Consider the following 23,307-nt stretch of genomic DNA (forward strand, 5'->3'; position numbering starts at 1 on the left):
ATCAACTGAGCGTCTCGCTATTGGCTATTTTCGACTTGATCTACGAATGCTAGTGAAATGCGAGCTGCTTCTCACACTCTATTCAACAAGTGTATTGACCAGTACAGTCGAAAGTCACCCTCGTATCCATCATTTTCATATGAGTAAAGCAACTTTCAGGTGGTATGACTCTCCAGCAGATCACCGCATCCGATATCGCGGGCTGGGACTCTTTACAGAATATAGCTAACACCTTTGAAAAACGCGGGCTCAAACCACGCCCGAAACTAGGGGGCGATAACGAACTCGTAGTCCAGCTTGATGATGACGAATTCATCGTCATTGTCAATGCTGGTCCCGGTGAGACTGCCACAGACTTCAAACCGGAAAATCGCTCACGGCACACCAACCTCGTTGCCACCAACGATTTCGAGACCTTCACCTTCATTACGCGAGTCCGAAGCTGGGAGGGGCAGCAGCACGGTCGAATTAAGCATCAAAAGATTTCGTTCTCGAAGGAGCAGTTCACGCGGGACAGCGGAGAGAAGAACACTATTCTCCAGAAACTGAACTCGATCGAGTACGGTTCCTCTGCTGCGATATACGATACGCTCTACGACACGCAACAGGTCGTCAAGGAGTTCTATGAGCAGTTCGAGGAACTCCGGACAGATCTCATTCAAGAGGTCACGGGCATTCCCGACGATCGTGGTGATGCGAAGCAACGATATGTGCAGGTCATTCTTGATCGGATGATCTTCCTATACTTCATCCAAGAAAAGCGCCTCCTTGATCGGAATCCGAACTACCTTCACGAACAGCCGAATGAAGTTGTTGACGAGGGTGGTGACCACTATGAGGAGTTCTACGAACCGCTCTTCTTCGAATACCTCGCAGAAGACAAGCAGAACCCTGACTTCGGCAGTCTTCCGTACCTGAACGGTGGCTTGTTCGCAAGGAATCCTGTCGAAGAGGAGTTCCAGGACGCAAAGTTAGGTGGCCCTGCCGAGGAAACGAACGAGCTCTTCGACGATATCCTCGACTTCCTCTCCGACTGGAACTGGAACGTAGACGAACGACTCGACATCGTCGATCCCAAGAACCTCTCCCCAGCGATCTTGGGCCACATCTTCGAGCAAACGGTCAATCAGAAGGAGATGGGGGCGTACTACACACCGGAAGAGATCACGGGGTTCATGGCTCGCCGGACGATCCATCCATATCTGCTCGATCAACTCAACGAGGCTGTGGACGCAGACTACGACGAGATCGACAATGTGTTCGGATTCCCCGTGCCCGAGGCAGATAGTAGCGCAGAAGCTGTTGCCGATGGCGGAACCATAACTCAGCAAGTTCCAACGGAAAATGTCCAGACCAGCCATGTGGAGATTCTCTACCACGACATTCTGAAGGAAGCACACATTCTCGATCCCGCCGTAGGAAGTGGCGCCTTCCTGCTCGCCGCACAGGAGGTGCTGATGGACCTATACATGCAATGCATTGAGTATTTCCAGCGGCTCGAAGCTGAAGGGCAAGGCTGGGAGCTAGAGAGTCGGAGTCGTGAAGAATTGGAGGGCATCGAAGAGGGGCACGGGGGGATGTCACTTTTCGCAAAGCGATCTATCATCCTTAACAATCTCTATGGGGTCGATATCGAGGACGGAGCAGTTGAGATCTGCAAACTACGCTTGTGGCTGTCGATGGTCGCTGATATCGAGGACGAACCGAACGAGGTCGAACCACTCCCGAATATTGATTTCAACATCCGTCAGGGTAACTCGCTAATCGGGTTCACAGAGCTCCAAGAAGTCGCACGGGAGGATGCCGGCGACGCGTCACTCTCGAATTGGGGTGTCGGAACTGCAGTCAAAGATCTCTATGAAGATGTCATTCGGGAACAGGACCGCCATCGAGCTGCGGATTCAGCCCGTGAAGCGCAGAATGCTCGTAAAATGGCTGAGCGAAAAATCGACACCCACAGCGAGGAGCTTAATGAGAAGATTCGCGATCAGTTCAACGAATTTGTCGACGAGGAATTTTCTCTTGAGGAATTAGAGGAGTTCTCACCGTTTCATTGGGTGCTCGAGTTCGCGACAGTCTATCGCGAAGGCGGCTTTGATGTCATCATTGGAAACCCACCGTGGGATGAGCTGAAGCCATACCGGACGGACTTCTTCCCAAAGTACGATACTGAGTTTCGTAGCCGCCCGCCAGGTGAAAAGGATAAGAAGGTAGAGGAGCTCTTAGAGATCCCTGAAATCGCTGCCGAATGGGAGAAGTTCCAGCGCGACAAGGAACGGCAAGCGACCTATATCAACAAGAGTGGAGAATATCAGTACCAAACGCCAAGCGTGGAAGGACAACAGGTTGCACGGACGAACGACCTATCTCTACTGTTTTTCGAGCGAGTCTATGATATCGTCAGAGATGGTGGTTACGTTTCTCAGCTACTTCCTGGTCCGTTCTTTAACGCCGCAGCTGGGAAGGATTTGCGAGTACATGCCTTGGAAGAGTCTGAGATTCAGAGTATCATCGGATTTGAAAACCGAGGCATCTTCTCCGACATAGACACTCGGTATAACTTCGGTATCGTCACGTTCCGAACAGAGGGAAGCACTGATACTGTCCACGGAATCTTTCATCAGACTTCCGTTGACGCTCTTCGGTCGATTGACGATGTAGCTCTAGAAATTCCAGCGCGCATCCTCAAAGAGTATTCTCCCGGAGCTCGAATTTTCCCCAACATCGAGGAACAGCGGGAGGTCTCAGTGCTGGATAAAATTCTCCAGACACCTCCATTGGCGACTGAAATTGAAGGTGCTTGGCGTACGGTCCTGTACAAGGAACTGGATCGGGGACGAGATCGGGATAGATTCATCGAAGACGAATCCAAAGGGGATTATCCGGTCTATCAGGGAAAGAACATCCACCAATTCTGTTATGAGTCGACCTACGTCGACGACCTTGAACCAATCTCTTTGTGGAGTGTCGATGAGGATAACGAGGAGCTGAGCGCGAAGCGTCGCGTTCGAGAGAAGAACTTCCGTGCCCGGGACGATGCGATCAGCCTCAAGAAGGCTATCTTCAACAAGTTCGCTGATGATCCTGAGTTCCGCCATCTCCCGACAAGTTCCCAGAAGCGTTTCGTCAATCGGTTGCTAACAGAGGAATTCGACCGCCCCGAACTTTCTTTGGAGGACGTCCGTCTCCATAGTTCTGAGTACCGGCTTGTGCTCCGTGAGGTCGCTCGTGCAACCGACGAACGGACGCTCATTGCGACTGTAATCCCACCGGGTGGAGTCGTCGTCCATACGCTGTACACGGTTCGGCCATTCGAGGCAAACCCTACCCAGGATGATCTTTCGGAATTCCCGATGCACAGTGCTTACGACCGTATTTTCTCTGATAAGGAGCTTTTCGTCGCACTTGGGCTGATCAACAGTATCCCGTTCGATTTCTTGATGCGGACAAAGGTTGATTCCCACGCCTCGAAGTACAAGTTTGAGGAGTCACAGGCTCCTCGTCTCACTGACGGCGACGACTGGTTCCACTACATCGCTGATCGAGCGGCGAAGCTCAACTGTTATGGTGAGGAGTTTGCTGAGATGCGTGAGCGACTCGGCGGGATTGAGCCGGCGACGGATATGGAGACTCGGCGTGAACTACAAGCCGAAGTCGACGCGGCCGTGTTCCACGCATATGGGCTGGATGAAGAGGAAATGCAGTTCGTCCTTGATGACTTCCATCGGGTGTCTAATCCTCGAATTATGACAGAAGCGTACTTCGAGAAGGTTGCTGAGAAATACACTCATCTTGGGGACGTAGGGCCGATGGAATAACTACTGAATTAGCGCTACGCCTGGTTTCCGGACATCAGTGGGTTCAGCTTTACTGATGAATACTGTCCAGCGCTCGCCGGGTCATCGCTCCATCGACATTCAGATATTGACGTGCAGTCGTGATGTCCTCCCAACCGAACATTGCTCGGAGTGCGGGGAGATCCAAGCCTCTTCCTGCATGGTACGACGCTGCTGTTGCACGTAGTCCGTGTAACGAGGTTGCGTCGTTGGACAGTTCTGGAGACAGTTCAAGCGCAGTCTCCAGCCGTCGCTGTAAGGTCGAGAACGAATATGGCCAACCGCCATGTTCGTTAAGTAGTAATTCGATCGCGATTCGGACTCGATACGAGAAATGGTACGGAACTGTTCGAGACGCGGCCTCTGTTTTCGGGAGCCAATAGCGATCCGCAAAACTCTGGAAATCCTTCTTGGGATTATGGTCCATCCGTTGTTTCACCGCTTGTCGACAGTAGCCGCAGATACCGCCGTCACGTCCCTTTGTACAATCTTCGTGTGTGGGAATTTGAATCATCTGACGCTCCAGGTCAATCCACGAAGTAGACAGGTGCGTCGTCTCTCCTGGTCGAAGTCCCAGACGTCCCCCAAGGAGGATAGCGACTCGTGTTTCAAGACGTCTTTGCGTATCTGTTATCCGCCCAGCCCCTTCTAACAATAGTTCGAACTCGCGTTCGCTAAGAGCTCTTTCTCGTGTGGCTACCATACCTGTCGATGTCTGTCGATACTATGATAATCCGTATCTTCTCCGAGTGCCAAGGAGTATAAAGCGACATACCACTAGACCCTCAACTCTGGGATATGTCTAAGCCCGACATCGAAGTTCTTGACGACGGTGATGCTTATCCTTACTCTTCCCACATCCGAGTTGACGAAACTGAAGTACAACTCGGAGATCTCCTATTGGTCTTCGAATCCGGTGAGAGTCATTCGGTGAACTTCTTCGAGCAGATTTGCGGATTCACTTGGCCAGGAGTCATTACCCACGTCGTCGACGGCCCTGTTCCTGCCGAGTTTCACGAGTTCGACTCTTTGTCTGAGGGGATTGATAGTGGGAAACTCACTATTGCTCCACAGCGCGAACAAACGAGCTTCTTCGTCGACGATGATACCGTCCGCACGATCACTCTCTATCGATACCAGTACCAGGGCGGGTGGCAGCCGATCCTTATTGATGAGCGACGAGACCCACTCGAGGATACTTCCTTCAATGAATCAATTACTCTCTGTGAAGATGGAGAGCAGGTAATTGAAGAACTACTCGGGACGAGTTCCCCTGAGGAGAAGCAGGAGATTGAGCATATCCGCGAATTTCTGCGGTCTGCTGGTTATCAGCTAGATTCAATCTCTGATTCAGACGAATAAGCCTCTCACTCACCGATTCACATATAGTAGAAATACTGTGGCCGAACCTCTGAAATGGACTCAGTATCTACTTCGGAGAGGATCGTGCCGACACGCTTTGCAACACTCACGGTTGCTGGCATCCGAATTGCGTAGTCCGATGTATTCCAATCGAGTTTAGTGAAAAAGAGAATCTCCTTACAGATCTCTAACGAGGGTGTCTCACAAATCTCATCAGGTCGGATCTCAATCGGTGATGGTACTCCACTCCCCTGATAGGTCGTCTCTTCCGGGACATATCCGGATGTGTAGAGATAGTGAACGTCGTCATCAGGGACGCTCAGGAGGGTTCCCCGCATGGCGGGATAATCTGTAGGTGGGAACAACCTGACCTTTGGCCGCCTACGAACCCATACAAGGTCTAAATCGCGAACACCGTCCGTGGCATCAAGCAACCCTTCACGTTCTTCTTCCCAGAAGACAGATGGTTTATGTAGGACAAACCGGCTGGGAAGGGTCCCTTTCTGAGCTTCGTAGTATTCCAGAATCTGCTCACCCACCTGTCTAGCCGCCTCATATGAGAGATGGGGAGATCCATTCTCGTCTTCGGTGATATCCGGGAGCGGATCGCTCTGAAGGATAATATGGTCCCGTCCGTGAAAGACGTGAGCAAGAGCAGCTCGAATTACATCGTCTCCTTCGTCTCGCTCTCTGTAGAACGAGAGCCCTGCGTAGCAGTGCCCATTTTCGATTTGCCGAGTTTTCCAGGGATGCCCTCGTTGAGACTTGTATAGAAGTCCAACTGTGAGATTCCAGGCCCGAGATGCTCGCTGTCGGTCAGTACGGATCGAAAGTGTGGATGGCTTAATCAGCTGTGTGGGGATTCGAGCCTCCATCCCGATCAGTTTGATTCGGTTTCGCAGGTCAGAACCTTCCGACTGGATTCGCGCATGGTCTTGGTTCTCTGGAGTACACGCGTCCATCACTTCTTGCGGAATACAGACGATGATTGCGTTCGGCTGAACGGAATCCCGTTCGATTATCTCTATGTCTTTCCGCACTAGCTTCAGGAATCGCTCCATCCGGTCTCTGGGGGTTGATTTACTCGTAACAGATTGGATGTCTCGTCGACGAATCTGGCGTCTCCAGCCCTTTTTTGCATTAATAGAGAGATTGAGCGGGGAACTCTTACCTAGGCCGGGATACGGAACCTGCCACGGATTATCACTTGTTCCTGGATGGATCCCGACCTCCATATCATGAAGTAGTTCGGTCAACCGGCGGATCGAATCTCGATCGCCGATAATCCCGAGTTTGATTGTATGGTGTCCTTCCTCATAGAGCCGGGGACCATATCTGATAAGGCCTCGTTTGGGGGAGGTTTCAGTACCTCCTTCAAACTGAATCTCTGGCTCCTCGAGGTGACGAAGCGTGAACGGGGAAGCTTCAGGCGTCATTGTTCAATTCCACCTGTGCTTTCGAGATCAGAAGCTGACTCGATGAGCTCATCACGTTCGTCTCCGTCTTTGGGCGGGCGGACATTGAGGGACAGCGAGTCAACTCTGGTTACTTCGAGTTCCTTTACGACGGGTATCTTTTCACCCATAAACCGGTCAAGCTGGGTCTGATCCGACATCAGCAACTCTTCCCAGACACGCAGCTGGCGGTCGTACTTACTATTCTGGGCGTGGAAACGATTTGGCGAGAAGTCGTTTTGGAGCCGTGATTTACGCTCGCCTGTTACAGGTCGACGACCATCTGAAGTGAAAACCTGTGTGGGTAGCAGAACGTAGTGGTATTCTCCCGCATAGCGCCGTACTCGTACTTTGACACCGCGGTGGATGACATCGGGGTAGGAGTCTAACTCCTTTGCAACCCATGATCGACCTAGTTTTCGTTCGGTACCGTGCTGTCTGCGGTCTAGTTCCGGGTATACGGTTGTTCCCTTCTCACGGTCGATGAGACAATCGTTATCTCTTGCAACGAGAGTGAAAATCCCTCTGAGAAGGGACCTTACGATATTTTCACGCTCCTCTTCTTGAGCCCGCGTTTGGAGGAACTCCTCGAACTCTCGTGTTTCGAAACGGTCCTCGTGTATGTAATGACGAGTAGACCCCGGAAGATGGTCCGGATGAACGAGCGAATATAATTTCCGCTCGTGAAGCTTGATGGGGAACGCTTCGTTGTTGTAATTATAGACTCGAGCAGATTCGGCATCCTCTGTCGTCTCTATGATGTACAGTGTCTCTGGGTAGCGGGTTACCTGAAACAGATTCGTCGCATATTCTGTTTCCTCAGAAACCGGTTCATACGAATGAAGATATGGTTCGTACTGGAACCGTTCTGTTTTCTCGAGTTGATGAGCTTGTTGACGGAGGTCATCGTATGTACCTACGAAAACATGGGTATCAATAGCAAAATCTCGGAACTCATCTACATCAGTATCATCTAGCCGATCTACGACCTCATCGTTAACGCTGTCTTTGAGTTTTTCGTAGAAGTCGACTAGTTTCTGATTATCGGTGACATCACGATCGAATAGGGCTTTCCAGAGCTGGTCATTAGAGAGTGTCTCCGTAAAAATATAGAAATCAAAACGGTGGGGTTGGGGCTGTTTGATGTATTCGAGGAAATACCGGGCGAGTTCGTCTCTAAAATCATTCGGGCTGAGGCCTGTGGAATACGCTTTTGCCTCAGCTACCACTTTATCGCCCGTAGCTTTGTTCACAAACTGAATATCGTCAAGCGTAGAGTGGAAGGCTGAATCCCGTTCGACCATGTAATTCAGCCCTTCCATGTACTCGATGACGACTTCCTTATAGTCCTCCCCGCGTCTCGCCGTCCCTTCCCGCTCTTTATATAGATTGTAGATGGGCACGTTGTATCTCGTTACAAGGAAGTCTCGTGTGAATTACTTTTCCCTCAGTCGTTGGATAGTCTACTGGGATACGACGGTACTTCTATAATCCGAGCGGTATATATTGGAGATAATGAACCGCGAGGACTTGGGAACGACTCTGCGTCTCCTCAATCGCGAACGTGGGGCCGCGGATGCGTTACCGAAAAAGTCGCTTCACAAGCTCCTCTACCGTATTGACGTCAAATCTGCCGAGCGAAATCTGGATATCTCGATCCCGTATTATTGGTATCTCTTTGGTACCGTCTCTCCAGCCACGCCCTCGACTGTCCCCTCAGCGAGTATTAACGAGCCCGGACTTGAAGATCGCCTACGTTCTGTTGTCTCAGAGGCTCTCTCTGAATATTACGAACATGGATTAGAATGGCTCACAGACCTAATGTATGATGATGCACCGTATCAGGTTCAGCGGGATTTTCGGGAGTTAGATAAGAAAATACGAACGTTACATACGGAGTACCACGATTTCTTTGAGGTTGACCCAAGCAGAGAGTCGGTACTCAGCTCCGTCCACGACACTTTTGAATCATTTCCAAACAACCGATTTCCGGAGTACGATCGACCACTAATCAAGTGGTATAACGCGGTCACTCGAGAACTCCATTCGCATTCTCCTGATCCCTCCAGATTGATGACGGTGAATGTAACGTTCTGGCGTATCTTTGCACTCGAGCTTGCTCAACGGCATGCCCAGGGAATGTCTCCGGAAGAGGTCCGTGGGAACCTCGGTATAACCTCGTTTGAGGAGGCCCGGAGTTCTGCGATCCAGAAACTTGACGAATTCGAAGAGGAAGACCTTGATGCGAAATTTTCTGGATTAGCGACTGAACTCGAATCTGAACGGAGTGCAGCTGACGAACTTGTTGCTCCGATTCTTGAACGCCGGGGAATTGCGCACGAAGATCTCCATCCGGGCCAATGACTCGATACTTCGTAGACACTAACGTCCTTATTGGACTCACGTTTTCTCACGACCGGTGGGCCGTAGAAGCAGAGCGTATCCTAGACGGTCATAACACGCTCTTCACGAGTGAGTTTGTGATCTACGAGTATTGCAGCCGTCCACAAGGAGCGCCTCGAGTTGTGTCCGACCCCGATCAGCTACAGGTTGACCCTGACGATACCGATGGCGTGTTCGGGACCGTTCTTGAAGAGTTTCAAGAGAATGTCGAGGATAATATCCCAATGTACAATCGAGAAATCGATTTACAGCGCTACGATGGGCTTTCCTTTGAGAGGATCTTAGAGATTTTCTTCGATAATATTGAGGTTCGAAGTCAGGCCAAGCCACACTTTGTTCGGCACTTCCAGAACTACTTCTCCTCGCGCGAAATCACCCCGCGGAATGCGAAACGGTGTGTCGAAGATCTTCGAGATCGCGTTCTCTATGACGCAAAGGAGCGGAAAGACGCACTAATGGATGCTGTCCACGTCATGTCGTCAACTTATGACGATCAGGAGCGCGCTCGCGGTCTAGTCAAAGAGCACATCGGAATTCGAGAGTCCCGAATTCCTCCAGTAGACTCTCAGTGGCTTCTTGACGCAATAGGGCTTGCAGAACGCAATGTGCTTCAGCGTGTTGTGACCGGAGATAAGAAAGACATCGTCCGATATCAGCAACAGCTGACGTCATTATTTGATGTTTCAATCCTCTATATTTTGGATGAGTTTCATACTCGTTCCCAAGTCGGTCAGGATTCACACGAGATTTTCTGATTACGCAACGACTGGTTAGAAGGTACACTGTCGCCGGAACTGAGGTCCATTCTGACAGGAAGTACTTATAGGTGCCCTCCGGACGAAACGTATGGGACTCTTTGAGACCTTATTTAGCTCATCCACCGGGGATACGGTCCCTCAGGCACAGCAACCGAGCCAGCACGAAATCTTTTCCGAAGACACGTACAACGTCGCCTACGCTGTAGCCGCTCGGCGTGAAGAAATTCGGGCGTTAGAACACCTTCTAGAAGCGGATCAGACCTCACCTACCGCCTTGGAGGCTGAGCCTTTCCTTCAGGATATAATCGAAGATATGGAGCGGGATCGGGAATACTCCCTCCGCCTTCGCACCTCTGGGGAGGAGCTCGTCGACGATATCCGTGAACTCATAGAGCATTGGGACAATCAGGTAGATGAGCAGATAGGGACGATTTGGTGGCCTATCGGAGCAGATACGACGTTCAGCCTGTACCTCCATTATCTGGAACTCCGTGCTGATGCGGAGGATGACCAATTTTCGTTCCCGGAGTCTGCTGGACAGGTTCACACTCTCGTCCAGCGTGGTCTTAGTGCAATGGAAGATGATGACGACTCGAAGCTCGCTGTAGTCCACAAGCGAGACATTCCTTGGGAAGAACCAGCTGAGGACAGCTGATCCAGTTCGCTCCTTCTCAAAGAGACCGATTAATTGTATCCAGTATCAAACCCAGTTATGGTCGAAATCTCAGACTCCCTGTGTTCACTGTTCACTGCGAAAATTAAGGAGGAGGATGGCACATTCGTCATCGAGATTCCTCCGAGTGAGATCAAGCATGGGGCGCTGACTGTTGATGAAACGTACCGCATCGCTCTTCTTGATTCATCCTCCGAAGCTGAATCAACATCTCCACAGGGCCCACGGCATCCCGCCCCTCAGGGGACCACGAGCCACGATTCATCTGGTCCTCCTGTTGATGAGGGAGAAGTGCGCGACGTGACAATCGAAACCGTCGGTGATCAAGGAGACGGTATTGCGAAAGTCGAACGGGGGTACGTCGTGATCGTTCCCGGCGCTCAACCCGGCGACGAGCCAACAGTCGAAATCGAACAAGTTCAGGAGAACGTCGCGTTTGCGAGCATCGTCGATAGCGATCCGCGAGCACTCTAACCCATTGTCCATTCTGTGGATCGGTCTTCTTCTCGGTAAACCATCGGTGTGAGAAGGCTCCGTTCGCGTTTGTCTGATGGAGGTGGTTCTGAAAGTCACGTCACGCTTTCTTCACGCGTTCGCGATGGCACAACCTTCCAAGGCCGATATTCAATCTATGACAAAGGAACCGATTGAGGTACTCGACGACCTGGCCGACCAGGTCGTCGATGAGTTCGAGGCGTATAGACAGCCGGGCGAATTCAAGGATATCTCGCTCGTGATCGAGAACAGCGACGAGGAGCGTCCGACGCTGATCGTCCACGTCGGTAGGGAGGATGCGGAGGCCCTTGCCGACCGCATTGATGAGTTCCTCCGCGAGCACGGTGCTCGTACTGAACGGGAACGACACTCAGCTACGGATGTCCGTGTGTTAGCGACGGTCGACTGACACCGCCACTCCAATTTTTTGACTGACTGCAAGCACCGCTGAAGGGCCCTATCTTCACTTCCGATCAAGGGGGTCCTGACCGCTTCAGCTCAGGTGGTCAATCTGTGCAGACAGATACTCTTGGAGAGCGGTGACCGTTTCTTCTGAGACAGCTGAGGCCCCGAAGTCACTCCGAAATCCGTGCTTGAGTTCGTCGCTCTCTAAGATCTCCAGGCCACGCTCAAGTTGCTCCCGTAGCGAATCGTCGTTCCCTCGCCGCAGGTGGGGCGTGATAGCGTCAAGGTCGATTTCTTCTGCGACTGCTAGGACATCTCGAAGGTCTGTTTCACGGCTGCTATGGAGCTTTGCCGCGACGAGGACTGCCCCTTCGATCACTCTGGCCGCCGTCGTCACTGTACCCCCGCTCACCTCCTGTTGGTGGCTGTGGTCGTACAGGTAGTCGAACGACCACTGTGCCTCCGTCTGGCGACATCCGAGTCCGTTTACCAGGAGATCGAAGCCGATCGGCTGTTGCGGCGTAAGCCGCTTTTCGTATTCGATCACCTCAGTGTCGTAGAACCATTTCTTGGCGTGACTGTCCGTTTCCTCGAATCCCTGCTGTTCGAGGAACTCGACGAAGTCAGCCTTGGAGTCCGGCGCGACGACGATATCGAGGTCCGTGGAGAAGCGAGCATTGAACGCTGAGACAGGGTAGCCGCCAACAAGAACGTACTCGTGACCCTGTTGGGTGAGCTCCTCGAGCAGTTCGATGAGCGCGTCACTTCGGTTGTTGAAGCTCATAGCTGTGCCCGTTCGGTCTCTCGATACGTGACGCCGAGGTCGAGGTCCTCGTACATCCGGTCGAGCATCGCCAGCCCCGACTGGAACTGGGCGTAGTTCTCGCGCATATACTCGATTGTCTCTGCTCTCGGGATCACCGGGTACCCTTCGACGTGCTCGATATCGAGTGACGCGTGTGGCTCGAGGACGATCTGCAGCGGTCCGTCCAACTCGTCTCGGGGCTGTCGTTCGAATGCGGTCGGGAGGTCGAACCACTCGAAAAATGTCTCCCAGGCGTCGACGTCCTGCTCACGAACAGCGAGGAACAGTGGATAGTCGTCGGGCTCGCGACCGACCTGGTAGCCGCCCTGAGTCCACACGTAGACGGCGTCGATCCGCGTGAACGCGAACGGCCAGTCACTGAACTGTGGGATGACGTACGTTTCCTCGATGGAGGGTGGACTGACGCCGGCGCTGGCAGCGACGAGCTCGAGCGCTGCGTCGTGTACACGCTCGTCGACTATAGTGAGGCCGTCGTCATAGGAAACGTAGCCTGCGTTTTCCAGCCGATTGACGGCCTGTCTCACTGTCTCGTAGGGCGTGTGGAGGTGTTGGGCGACACGGCGGATGGAGTCACCACTCTCGATGGCGAGGATAGTCTGTGCCGCCGTGTCGTCGAGCACCTCATACATCTGGTGGTTACCAATAATCCGGTAACAGTTAAAAGTCTTACTCGACTGGCCGTAAAGCACGATCTCCCCACTTGTTTCGAAGGTAGTCCAGATCCCCGCTGAAAACATGCGGAACGACTATAACGAATTCAACGAGCAAAACGAACAGAACGGGAAAAATGAATGGATTGAACGCATTCTGAGGAACGAACTGGTTGAGGATGAGCTGGCCGGCTTCTACTCGATGAACAGAACGAGTGAAACGAACGTAACGAATAGAACGAATACATTGATGGAAACGATAGTGTTTGCCTCAACGAGCGAAACGAACAATTGGTTTTAACATCGTAGTATTCCTCTCACCGAGTGAAACACCCTCACCGAACCAAACGAACAGAACGACCAAAACGAACTGAACGAACACAACGAGGTAAACGAAAGAAATGACCGACACCAACACCGCACGAATCACCGTGGCGAATCAGAAGGGAGGCGCGGGGAAGACAACCGACGTCATTCATACTGGCGGCGCACTCGCTGCCCGAGGCCACGACGTCCTCCTGGTCGATATCGACTACCACGGGGGGCTCACCTGCTCGCTTGGCTACAACGATCTGTACTACGATACCGACCGTACAACGCTGTTCGACGTCCTGGACTTCGATCAGATGGAGTCGGTGAACGACATTATCGTCGAGCACGAGGAATTTGACATCCTCCCCGCGAGCGAGAAGCTCGCGAACAACAAGAACATCCAGACCCTGCTTGAGGCACCGAAGAGCCGAGAACGACTGGAGATGACTCTCGATGAACTCGAGAAGGACTACGACTACATCATCGTCGACACGCCGCCATCCCTGAACGTCCTCACCGACAACGCCCTGGTCGCGACCGGCAACGTCGTCATCCCCGTTATTCCCGAGAAGCTCAACGCCAACAGCCTCCAGATTTTCGCAAAGCAGCTGAGTTCCCTCGAACAGGCGTACGGAGATATCAATCGGCTCGCCATCGTCTGTAACCGTGTCGAGCAGAACGCCGAACACCGCGACACCATCGAGGAGATCAAGTCGGCGTACTCCCTCCCAGTGTTCGAGATTCCGAAGCGGACCGACCTCTCCCAGTCGATCGGCGAGGGGGTATCCGTCTTCGGCTTCGGCAAGGAGAACCAGCGCGTTGAGGATGCACGCGATTTGTTCAACGAGATCGCCGACCTATTCGACGAGACGTTTGAGAAGACTGCGCCTGAGGAGGTGGAAGCATGACTGACGGCTGGGGCGATGCATCTGGCATCGAGGGCAACTACGAAGAGGAGGACGATGAGGTCGAATCCAGCGAAACGAGTGAGGTGAGTGAAACGGTGGAAACCAGTTCATCGACCGAAACGACCGAATCAACTTCAACGAGTGAAACGAACGAAACGAGCGAAACGAATACGAACATCAAGGACGAGTGGAACGGACGGACGATCTACATCCCCGACGATATTCTCGACGAGATGGAGGATACCTACTTGGAGTCTCAGCTGAAACTCCGAAAGGCAGGCCAGGACGAGTTCAAGAAGAACCGTCACTTCTACCCGCTACTCGTCCAGTTCGGCGTTGAGGCGCTCTCTGAAGCGGATGCTGAGGAAATCCAGGCACGGCTTTCGGAACTCGGTGACGGGTAACCTTGGCGCAGAATATGGCGCGACTCAAGTTGAGGACCGGCATTCTCAATGTATACGTCCCACTCAAAGCGAACATAGGATCGCTGGTGTCCTCTATCGACACACCACATTGTCTCTCCAACTCGCGACCCCGCCGTACCATACGCTCTTTTAACCTGAAACTACTCCGCACTCATATGGATCGAAGTACAATCGCTGGAATCGCCCTGATACTCGTAGGAATTCTCGGGTATATCGCAGGGATATTTGTCGCCTATCCTGGTCGGGCATTTTCAATTACCGTACTTATGATCGGCATCGCACTCGTCGCAATCGCACGTCGATCCGCCACGAGGGGAGATACATGAGCCTTCATGCTATGGTGTATACGGATAACGGCGTTGAGCGTCACAACGATCTCGATACCGCGCTCGAAGCAGCCGGTGAGACTTGGATTCACGCGGAAGACGTCGAACCGACTGAACTGAAAGCACTGCGAGACCGCTTCGATATTCATCAACTGGCCGTCGAAGACGTGCTTCACGACGAGACGCGGCCGAAAACAGAGGAGTACGACACCCACACGTTCGTCCTGATGAAGACCGCACGTCTGAGCCAGCGCGACGAGATCGAGTTTCACAAAGAAGTAGGAACTCACCCTGTCGGATTCTTCATCGGTGAGGACTGGCTTGTTACGATGTCGGCGACGGATATCGACATTGTTGACCCGTCAGATTCGCAGTGGACGAAAAACGGCCAACGGTTCGTGAATCGCGGAACGGATTTTCTCGCCTATCGAGTTATGGACGCAATCGTCGACGACTACTTCGATCTACTCGACGAGATTGAAGACGACATCGAAGCGATCGAAGAGCGTGTACTCGACGAACCCAACCCCCAGATGATCGAAGACCTGAATGACGTTCGCCGGGACCTCCTCGCGTTCCGGAAGGTCGCTTGGCCGGCTCGGGAAGCAATGTCGTATCTTTCTCGGGGTGATATCCCAGAGGTTGCCGATGAAAATGAAAAGTACTTCCGGGACGTCTACGACCATCTCGTTCAGGTCGTCGATCTGATCGAGACGTACCGTGATCTCACGGGTGGGTCTCGGGACATCTATCTGAACGCTGTCTCTCAGTCGACGAACGAGGTGATGAAGACTCTCACTGTCGTCGCGACCATCTTCATCCCGTTGACGTTCGTCGTCGGGATCTATGGGATGAACTTTGCCGACACACCGTTTGCCATGCCGGAACTCTACTGGACGTACGGCTATCCAGCAGTTATGGTCGGAATGGGACTTCTCGCGGGAATGATGCTCGTCCACTTCCGTCGCCAGGACTGGATCTAACGCATCCCCTCTCAGAATTGTAGCGTTACTCTGCTCACCAGCCGGGGAGAGATCACAGGATTGCAAGTGCGAGCTTCGTTGCAACGAACACCGACGCCATCCCGAAAATATCGCCAGCGGTGGTCATTGCTGGCCCGACGAGGTCGTCGGGATTCATTCCCCGACGATATCCCCCGAACACCACGACGACGATGACGGCGGTCAACACGAGCCCGGCGAGCACACCGCCGACGAAGGCGATGAAGACGAGTACCCAGAGCTGTGCGACGGCGTGCCCAATAGCTGTGAGAATGGCGTAGGTGAGAACTGCGGCGACTACGCTGGCAACCAGCCCGTTGAGCAAGGCAGCGGCGACAGCGTTCACGAGGCGGTCGTCCGGTTCGAACACCGGGTCGATCAGCCCCTGGTGGAGGGCACTCGATAACCGAGAGCCGAGCGATCCGTAGACACTGCCGCGAATCGCCAGAAACGCCGGTACCATCACGAGTAACCCTTGCACTGCTTTGAGTTCGGCGTCCATTCCCCCCAGTATCGTCCCTGCGAGTAATCCGCCAAATGCGCTCACCAGCACTGTCGGGAGCGCGCTTCGATACGAATTCTTGACGACCGAGAGGGTAGACATACGTATTGGTTCGAGGACTGTCCAGTTACTGATCTCTATTGATAGACGGACATCTGGCTGAAAAAGCTGCTCGCTTTCAGTTGGCTCGATATTGGGTTCATGGGACAAGCAGTTGCACGACGGCGAAGAGAACGAGCACGCCTAGGACGTCACAGACGTTCGTGACGACGGGTATGACGACGTCGTCAGGGTCGAGCTCGAAGCGATAGGCCGCGTACGTCGCGACGACAGTCACCACAATCGCGAGACACGCAAGGATAAGTCCACTCACGAGTGCGACAGTCACAACCATCCCGACTGACAGCTGGGGGTCATCAGTCACTGCGATGATACCCCACCCACCAGCACCGACGACAGGAAAGACGCTCACGGCGAGTAGCACAGTCGTGATCGTGTTTCCGAGGAGTCGGTCGTCGGTCGGCTCGAACGAGAGCATTCCGAGATGGAACGCCGTGGACATCCGGGCGGATAAGATACTGCCGAGATTCCCGGCGGTCCCGATCATCACCGGGACCAATACGAGGAGCGTCGGGTACTGGAGGAGCGTCGCCTCGAACGATCCCAGCGTGAGGCCGCCGACGAGCTCGAGAACAGTTAGGACGAGCAGGATCGGTAAGAGCGCGCGCGTGATTGATCGAATTGACCAGTGTTCGACCATTGTCACGCCGCCCAGTCAGAGAGTCGCTCAGCTCCTGCGCGCGTCCCTTTCGTTATGAGTACATCGCCAGCACGAAGCGTCGTGTCCGGCAGCGGCGAGATCTGGTACTTCGTTCGTCCATTGTCCTCTGCCGATTCTCGGCGGATCGCGACGATGTGCATCCCCGTTCGTGTCTTCACTTCGCTGTCGCTGATCGTCGTCCCGTCGAGGCGACTGCCAGACGTGACCGTCGTTCGATAGATGATCTCGTCGGATTCCTGGACGGCGGCTTCGACGACGGGATGACTTCCGACGCCACGAAGCACGCCTTCGCTGATTTCGAGGGCTGCGTCACTGATGACCTCTGTACTGGTTGCGATATGGAGTAGCCCTCGGATGGATACTGAATCGTCGACCGTCTCGGCTGCACGAAGCGCCCAGACCTCGAACCGTGACTGGAGTGCATCAACCTCGACTTCGAGCTCGCGAACTTCTTTAGCAAGTTCCGGACTGTCGAAGAGGACGCTCCCATATGCGAGATCGACGGCCAATTCGCTCATGTTCTTCATGAGGGCGACCGTCTCGACAGCCCGGTCGAGATCCTCGATCGGCTGCTCAACCGTCTTGGGTGGCGTATACCGCCCGCCGGTGACCGCCTCGTAGACGCGTGTCAGTCCCTCTTCGGCCCCCCGACAGAACAGGACATCTTCGGTTTGGAGACGTGTCTCACGGCTCGGATTGAGGATCCATTCGTCGTCACGCCTGAGTGCGAGCACGCGGACGCCCGTCTCCGTCTCCAGATTGATGTCGCCGAGCGTTCGGTCGGCGTATGGTGAGTCTGCACTGACGGTCGCTCGCGCGAGTGTCTCGACAGCTTCGGGCAGTGCTCCACGGAGTGCCGGTGGAAGCCCGATGTCTTCGAGGACGACCTTTGCGATGTCGCCTGCAGCATCGCTGATTTTCTCGGCGGCCCCCACGATTCCGAACACGGGGGCGAGAGCTTCCGCTTCCTCAGGACGGCGGCCAGCCATCACGAGACTCATTCTGGCCTGCAACTGGAGGAGGTCCATCTCGTCTTCGAGGGCGAGGACTTCTTCGGCGAGCTCTGGATTTTCGAAGAGGACCGACGAATATGAGAGATCGATGAGCAACTCGGCGATGTCCTTCATCTCGCCGAGTACCTCCTTGACGCTGACCGGCTCATACTCGAGTCCGTCGTCCTCGCTCATACTACGTCTTGAGCCCGGGGTTCACTTAATGTCCTACAATCGGGGGTCTCGATCAGCGGAGCGCTAAATTGTGTATAGCGGAATAAGATATATGACTCCGCAGTTTTCTGGGAATCCGGCGCTAGGTGGCCCCAGCTCCTCGAATTCAGCTGATAGATTGATACTATGGAGTGGTCCTGATTATGCCAATAATCACGACCACCTTTAAGTACCCCGGCGCTGTCGGTGAAGCACGAATGCTGCAACCGCCTCACGACGGCGCTTCCCCCAGGGTAGAGGCTCCGAGACCGGGCCCGCAGGACGGTGGAGGGCCGGTGAATGCCTGACCGAGCGCTTTCGACGCCGCTCGACGACAGCTTCGAGCGCTACCTCCAAGACAAGGGGAAAGGCCGCGGCGGCGACGGTGGGAACTATCGACGTAACGCAGCCCGCGAACTCGAGCGGTTCGCCGAGTGGGCCGCCGGCGACCGCGGCGCCGACGACTGGACCGGGATCGTCTCCGACGACGTCGACCGCGAGCCGACCTTCGACGATCTCGACGAACGCGTGTTCAGGGAGTACGCCCGACATCTCGGTGGAGATCGGGGACTCAAGCAGAACACGGTACAAACCTATTACCGCTATATCTCTGCCTGGTGTGGGTGGTGTGTCAACGAAGGGTATCTCGAGGCGCATTACGCGCAGCGGGCGAGTGCGATGGCGCCGTTACCGGAGGACGACGGCCGCAAGCCCGGCGACCAGCAGGCCTGGACGTCCGAACAGCGCCACGCCCTCACCCGCCACGTCGACGAACGGGCCCGCGACGCCGTCGAGACGTACACGACCCTTCCAGAGGATACTGACCCCCTCGACAAGCAGCGAGCGCGCTACGCGGCGCTGAAAGCCGCTCGTGACCGAGCGCTGGTGTTCGTCCTCGCGTACACCGCCGTCCGCGTCGGGGAGCTACTCCGGGATCCGAACGATCCGCGACGGCGTGGCGTCCGCTGGGAGGATCTCTCACTCGACGACGGGAGTATGGACGTCTACCGGAAGAAACAGCAATGGGACGCTGCGAGTCTCCCCGACCCAGTGATTTCGCCGCTGCGAAGCTATCGTCAGCTGATGGACCCACCGACGGAGCGCTGGCCGGTGTTTCCGACGTTCGACCAACGGACGCTCGCGGAGCTCGTCCGGGAAGAGCTAGCCGAACGAGGGGAACGCCCAGAAGCAATCACTGAACGCCGTGCGGAGTACGCTCGCGACCTGCTGCTGGCGCTCGATGAGGACATTCGGCCGCCGTCGATCACGACGGACGGCGCACGGTCGATTCTCCAACGGCTCTCAGAGGCTGCAGAGATCGACATCGCCCATCCGAAACACGACTATCTCGCGCCCCACGGTGGTCGACGTGGAATGGGCGAGGTGCTAGTCCGCGCGTTCGGGTACACTGTTGCGGCTCGCTATCTCGATAACTCGGAGGAGATGGTTCGTGAACGGTATTCGCATATTGAAGCCGGTGAATTGGGTGATGTTGCTACGGAAGCACTCAACGAGATTGATTCCGTTTAAAGGTACGACAGCAAGCTTTAGCAGAGTGCCGATTAATGGGTAACTAAGTCATAAATGCCGGACTTCTATGCAGGGTGTGTAACTGAGTGTCCCTCCGAAACTGAGCTTGTCGTATTGCGGCGAAACGGAACTGAGGTACTGGTAGAAAACGCCGTTCCGCACGAAACAGATTATGACTCGGTCGAATTAGGGGATCTCGTAAAAATCGAGGAACGCCCTTCTTATGAGGACCGGGCAGTTGATATCTATTCTCGCAACGGTTTCTCTTCGGGCAATATCCCTGCTGTAGTTGAAGACGTTTTTGATGGAACAGCCATCGTACGTACTGATAATGGACTTTCTACAGTCACCCGAGTTCCTGACCACGTCAATGCTGGCGAAACGATTCAAGTCACAGCAGCTATGACCTACCATGGTCATCTTTCGGATAGTCCACCAGATATTGACGATCTTCTTCCTGAGTCAGAAACGAGCGATGACGATTATGAGTGGCGGTACGAGGAAGATATCTCCGTCACGCTTGAGGATGTTGGTGGCTTGGACCATGTCAAGCGCGCCGTTCGGGAACAGATTATACAGCCTCTCGACACTGAAAACGAGGAGTTACGGGAGACGCTGGATGTGACTCTTTCTCAAGGACTGCTATTCTATGGGCCAGCAGGGACTGGAAAAACTCGAACAGCCAAGGCTGTCACAAATCACGTCGACGGTGATCTCTTCATCGTCGACGGCCCGGAACTCGTCAGCAAGTACTACGGTGAAACTGAGCGGCAAATTCGAGATGTCTTCCAAGAAGCAGAACGAGCAGCGGAGGCCTCGGGAAATCCCAGTATCGTCTTTTTTGACGAACTGGATAGTATGGCGCCATCACGTGGGCAGGCGGATGAGACAGAACGCCGTATTGTTGCTCAACTCCTCTCAGAATTGGATGGATTTGATGAGCGAGGGGATATCATCGTAATTGGAGCAACGAATCTTGTTGATGAAATCGACCAGGCGATTCTTCGACCAGGTCGATTTGATAGCCAGCTGGAGTTCTCTAAACCTGATCGTGAGGCACGGGAAGCGATTCTTCAGATTAGTCTCGGCGATACCCCTATCGCAGATGATGTCAATCTCACGGTCGTCGCTGAGCAGACGGAGGAGTTTACTGGAGCAGACTTAGCTGCGGTCGTTGACCAGGCAAAGTACCTCGCACTTCAAGATGGTGAGGAGGCGGTCAGAATGGAACACTTGCGAATTGGCGCGGCACGGCGGCAGGAGGCTCAAGAATGAATTTTTCTAATATCCGGAACTACTGGCGATTTTGGCGTTTCGGGAAGGTATCGGGTGAACCATCCGAAGATGAGGGTAAACAATTCCCACAGCTCCGCGAGTTCGTCTATATTGACCAGCGAAGTGTGAGGAGTCTCCTCGCTTCGACGGACTCTGGTCGAGTGGCAGCTGAACAAACAGACCGAGAGACCAACGTCGACACAAAACAGAATTCCGCAAGCGTGGGTGCTGGTTCAGGACCTGTGAATGCTGGTGTTGGAACAAATCGAACTACGCAACAGGGGAATGAGACGGAGAACGTCTATTCATTCGATCTCATTCAATCGAAGTTCACACGCCTGTACGAGCACGAGGACATCAATCCTCAGATCTCATTGACTGCTGATGGAGCGTACGACCTCCAAGACGGGCTTGAGTTATCTACCCTAGATCGGGGTGAAGTATTGGAGTTTAGGGGTACTATCCGACTGCATCCGTTGTATAGAGTGTTCCGGGCAATAGAGTATATAGACACGGCAGCCCCGGATGAAGCGGATATATCGGAAGGAGAGATGCAGCTTATTGAGGAGAGTCTCGGGAATAAGATTCCAATAGAGATCGAGGTAGATGGGCTATCTATAGACGAAGACGGACGGATCTCTGAGAGTTCTGAGGGAGATGCATTCAATGTCGTAGCATTGCTTGACGAAACTGAACTCTGGACTGAACCAATCCAGACGTTGGCCTCGAACAAGCAATTCCGGATATTTTGTCGGGTGGAGTCCATTAGGCCAGATTGGTACCCGATGAAGCTGATTCGGGTCTTGGAGAGCATTTCGTCGGATCTGGCGGAGAATTTTAACGATGATTTGGAATCTGAACTACAAGCAGCGATGGATCGATTTGAAGCACAAGTTGAGGCTACCACTGAAAACACGGGATTTGACGAACAGAAGCTCCACGAGTTCATTGAATTCCTCGGTGAGAGAGCGGAGAGTTCGATACAGGCCGACCAGTTAGATGAGGTTGTCGAGCACGCAGCGGATGCATACTCACCGGACGCAACGGTTGCTGTCGAACAAGAGGTAGAACTCCTGAAACAGGCCTACGATTCATTCACAGAAATTCATTCAGAGGATGAATTTTCGGAGGATTCTGCTTCCTTACGGTCGGACTTTCGCCAACAAGCAACCCATTCACAATCCGCCGATTCTGACCGTGATTTCACCGCTCACCTGGAGGCCAACGTGATTGGAGTCTACTGGTAATCCTTATTGTCGTTTGAGACTTTCAGGGCTCTCTGCGGGCTTAAGCGGGTCAGTTGGATGCGGTCGATCGACGTTGGCAAGCTCCTCGAGATATGAACGAAACTGGTCAGCAAACGTTTCGTCATCAACGACTCCATCACGAGCTGCGACGACGAGGTCGTCGATGCTTGCGGTCTCTTCCTCTTCAGATGTTGCCTTCTCGAATGCAATGAAAGCGATCGAACTGAATTGACGACCAGGGCCGAATTTACAGAGGCCGCAGCCGAACTTTTCAGGAGTGAACTGCCGGCCGTACCACTGGTGATCCGGGCAGACAAATCCCTTCCACTGTTCGTCGAGTCCGTGAACGGCTGCCTCCCATTCATCGTCGTCGAGGGTGGCGGTGAAGTAGGCGCCGTTGAACCCCTTGTCGTTGTGTAGATATCCGGTATTGAGTGCGGTTTTGAACTGCCGTGCTCGGTGTGTATCACCGCAAAAGTAGGCATTTGCCGAGGATTGGAAGAATGCCTCCTGAGAGATGCCGTGAGTGAGGAGGATATCTTCGGGGCCAGCATCGGCTGGGTCCGCTGTAAACCGCTGTCCATCGACCGTTAGTTCACCGCCAGCCTGGAGACGATGACCGACACTCAGTTCGTATTCTTCTGAGACGTGTGTCGGTGATCCGCCGAAGGCCCGTTCCTTATCTCTGTTTCCATAGATGTAGACAAGAGTTCCGCGTTCCGCTAATGTCTCGAAATACGGTTCCACAGCCTGGAGTTGATCCACCCCTGTCTCGAGGTCAGTCTTGTAGGCGTTCGTGATGTCGCCTGTGTGGATGATGAAGTCGAATTCCTCACCGTCGGTGGCCTCGACAAGTTTCTCGAGTGATTCTGTATCCCCGTGATTGTCGCCACAGGCGAGAATCCGCTGATGGGTCATACTTGGACGTGATAC

General features: G+C 53.7%; 22 protein-coding genes. 13 read left to right on the plus strand and 9 right to left on the minus strand.

The features are described 5' to 3' along the window. The first annotated feature begins 164 nt into the window (after positions 1-164). Positions 165-3,818 carry an Eco57I restriction-modification methylase domain-containing protein gene (locus ACYQZ5_RS14355; protein ID WP_379730301.1) on the plus strand — a complete coding sequence of 1,218 codons (3,654 nt, stop codon included), beginning with the start codon at positions 165-167 and terminating at the stop codon, positions 3,816-3,818. 49 nt (positions 3,819-3,867) lie between these two features. Here the strand turns inward: ACYQZ5_RS14355 and ACYQZ5_RS14360 are convergent, their stop codons facing one another. Next, positions 3,868-4,539 carry a tyrosine-type recombinase/integrase gene (locus ACYQZ5_RS14360; RefSeq protein ID WP_379730302.1) on the minus strand — a complete coding sequence of 224 codons (672 nt, stop codon included), beginning with the start codon at positions 4,537-4,539 and terminating at the stop codon, positions 3,868-3,870. Between the two features lie 95 nt (positions 4,540-4,634). Here ACYQZ5_RS14360 and ACYQZ5_RS14365 point away from each other — a divergent pair, with 95 nt between their 5' ends. Beyond that, entirely contained in the window at positions 4,635-5,198 is a 564-nt protein-coding gene (locus ACYQZ5_RS14365; RefSeq protein ID WP_379730303.1) for a hypothetical protein, read from the plus strand. 17 nt (positions 5,199-5,215) lie between these two features. Here ACYQZ5_RS14365 and ACYQZ5_RS14370 read toward each other — a convergent pair whose 3' ends face one another. Further along, a complete protein-coding gene (locus tag ACYQZ5_RS14370; protein WP_379730304.1) occupies positions 5,216-6,634 on the minus strand; it encodes an argonaute/piwi family protein in 1,419 nt (472 codons plus the stop codon). After that, positions 6,631-8,055 carry a hypothetical protein gene (locus ACYQZ5_RS14375; RefSeq protein WP_379730305.1) on the minus strand — a complete coding sequence of 475 codons (1,425 nt, stop codon included), beginning with the start codon at positions 8,053-8,055 and terminating at the stop codon, positions 6,631-6,633. The genes ACYQZ5_RS14370 and ACYQZ5_RS14375 overlap by 4 nt, the downstream gene beginning before the upstream one ends. A gap of 112 nt (positions 8,056-8,167) precedes the next feature. On the opposite strand from ACYQZ5_RS14375, the gene ACYQZ5_RS14380 reads away from it, so the two are divergent. The 5 genes from ACYQZ5_RS14380 to ACYQZ5_RS14400 all read left to right on the plus strand — a co-directional run bounded on the left by ACYQZ5_RS14380 (position 8,168) and on the right by ACYQZ5_RS14400 (position 11,390). Next, positions 8,168-9,016, plus strand: coding sequence for a hypothetical protein (locus ACYQZ5_RS14380; protein ID WP_379730306.1), 849 nt, complete (start codon positions 8,168-8,170; stop codon positions 9,014-9,016). A 116-nt stretch (positions 9,017-9,132) separates the two neighbouring features. After that, positions 9,133-9,810, plus strand: coding sequence for a hypothetical protein (locus tag ACYQZ5_RS14385; RefSeq protein WP_379730307.1), 678 nt, complete (start codon positions 9,133-9,135; stop codon positions 9,808-9,810). Between the two features lie 91 nt (positions 9,811-9,901). Continuing rightward, a complete protein-coding gene (locus tag ACYQZ5_RS14390) occupies positions 9,902-10,468 on the plus strand; it encodes a hypothetical protein (protein ID WP_379730308.1) in 567 nt (188 codons plus the stop codon). A 57-nt stretch (positions 10,469-10,525) separates the two neighbouring features. Further along, positions 10,526-10,960: a TRAM domain-containing protein gene (locus ACYQZ5_RS14395; RefSeq protein ID WP_379730309.1), complete on the plus strand. Its 435-nt coding sequence runs from the start codon at positions 10,526-10,528 to the stop codon at positions 10,958-10,960. A gap of 157 nt (positions 10,961-11,117) precedes the next feature. Then, entirely contained in the window at positions 11,118-11,390 is a 273-nt protein-coding gene (locus ACYQZ5_RS14400; protein ID WP_379730310.1) for a hypothetical protein, read from the plus strand. Positions 11,391-11,474: 84 nt separating this feature from the next. Here the strand turns inward: ACYQZ5_RS14400 and ACYQZ5_RS14405 are convergent, their stop codons facing one another. Both ACYQZ5_RS14405 and ACYQZ5_RS14410 read right to left on the minus strand, forming a co-directional pair. Beyond that, positions 11,475-12,170, minus strand: a complete 696-nt coding sequence (locus ACYQZ5_RS14405; RefSeq protein ID WP_379730311.1) for a nucleotidyltransferase family protein — start codon at positions 12,168-12,170, stop codon at positions 11,475-11,477. After that, the gene (locus tag ACYQZ5_RS14410) at positions 12,167-12,841 is read right to left on the minus strand and encodes a helix-turn-helix domain-containing protein (RefSeq protein ID WP_379730351.1); all 675 of its coding nucleotides are present in this window, start codon (positions 12,839-12,841) and stop codon (positions 12,167-12,169) included. The genes ACYQZ5_RS14405 and ACYQZ5_RS14410 overlap by 4 nt, the downstream gene beginning before the upstream one ends. Before the next feature lie 422 nt (positions 12,842-13,263). Between ACYQZ5_RS14410 and ACYQZ5_RS14415 the strand changes: the two genes are divergently transcribed. From ACYQZ5_RS14415 to corA, 3 genes are all read left to right on the plus strand, one after another. Beyond that, the gene (locus ACYQZ5_RS14415; RefSeq protein ID WP_137711726.1) at positions 13,264-14,082 is read left to right on the plus strand and encodes a ParA family protein; all 819 of its coding nucleotides are present in this window, start codon (positions 13,264-13,266) and stop codon (positions 14,080-14,082) included. Continuing rightward, the gene (locus tag ACYQZ5_RS14420) at positions 14,079-14,486 is read left to right on the plus strand and encodes a DUF8160 family protein (protein WP_379730312.1); all 408 of its coding nucleotides are present in this window, start codon (positions 14,079-14,081) and stop codon (positions 14,484-14,486) included. The genes ACYQZ5_RS14415 and ACYQZ5_RS14420 overlap by 4 nt, the downstream gene beginning before the upstream one ends. Positions 14,487-14,829: 343 nt before the next feature. Beyond that, entirely contained in the window at positions 14,830-15,816 is a 987-nt protein-coding gene (gene corA / locus ACYQZ5_RS14425; RefSeq protein WP_379730313.1) for a magnesium/cobalt transporter CorA, read from the plus strand. Between the two features lie 52 nt (positions 15,817-15,868). Here the strand turns inward: corA and ACYQZ5_RS14430 are convergent, their stop codons facing one another. From ACYQZ5_RS14430 to ACYQZ5_RS14440, 3 genes are all read right to left on the minus strand, one after another. Then, positions 15,869-16,438 (minus strand): magnesium transporter, encoded by a 570-nt coding sequence (locus ACYQZ5_RS14430; protein ID WP_379730314.1) that lies wholly within the window; start codon positions 16,436-16,438, stop codon positions 15,869-15,871. A 97-nt stretch (positions 16,439-16,535) separates the two neighbouring features. Beyond that, positions 16,536-17,096 (minus strand): magnesium transporter, encoded by a 561-nt coding sequence (locus ACYQZ5_RS14435; RefSeq protein ID WP_379730315.1) that lies wholly within the window; start codon positions 17,094-17,096, stop codon positions 16,536-16,538. A 2-nt stretch (positions 17,097-17,098) separates the two neighbouring features. Further along, the gene (locus ACYQZ5_RS14440; protein ID WP_379730316.1) at positions 17,099-18,304 is read right to left on the minus strand and encodes a potassium channel family protein; all 1,206 of its coding nucleotides are present in this window, start codon (positions 18,302-18,304) and stop codon (positions 17,099-17,101) included. 318 nt (positions 18,305-18,622) lie between these two features. On the opposite strand from ACYQZ5_RS14440, the gene ACYQZ5_RS14445 reads away from it, so the two are divergent. Genes ACYQZ5_RS14445 through ACYQZ5_RS14455 form a run of 3 tightly spaced genes read left to right on the plus strand, consistent with a single transcriptional unit; the run spans position 18,623 to position 22,374 of the window. Next, positions 18,623-19,852, plus strand: a complete 1,230-nt coding sequence (locus ACYQZ5_RS14445) for a site-specific integrase (RefSeq protein ID WP_379730317.1) — start codon at positions 18,623-18,625, stop codon at positions 19,850-19,852. Positions 19,853-19,906: 54 nt separating this feature from the next. Beyond that, positions 19,907-21,127 (plus strand): ATP-binding protein, encoded by a 1,221-nt coding sequence (locus ACYQZ5_RS14450; RefSeq protein ID WP_379730318.1) that lies wholly within the window; start codon positions 19,907-19,909, stop codon positions 21,125-21,127. Next, on the plus strand, positions 21,124-22,374 hold the full coding sequence (locus ACYQZ5_RS14455; protein WP_459076958.1) for a DUF6414 family protein: 1,251 nt from the start codon (positions 21,124-21,126) through the stop codon (positions 22,372-22,374). The genes ACYQZ5_RS14450 and ACYQZ5_RS14455 overlap by 4 nt, the downstream gene beginning before the upstream one ends. A 3-nt stretch (positions 22,375-22,377) precedes the next feature. Here ACYQZ5_RS14455 and ACYQZ5_RS14460 read toward each other — a convergent pair whose 3' ends face one another. Continuing rightward, entirely contained in the window at positions 22,378-23,292 is a 915-nt protein-coding gene (locus ACYQZ5_RS14460; protein WP_379730320.1) for a metallophosphoesterase, read from the minus strand. Between the last annotated feature and the right edge of the window lie 15 nt (positions 23,293-23,307).

The sequence above is a fragment of the Halolamina salina genome, assembly GCF_054653455.1.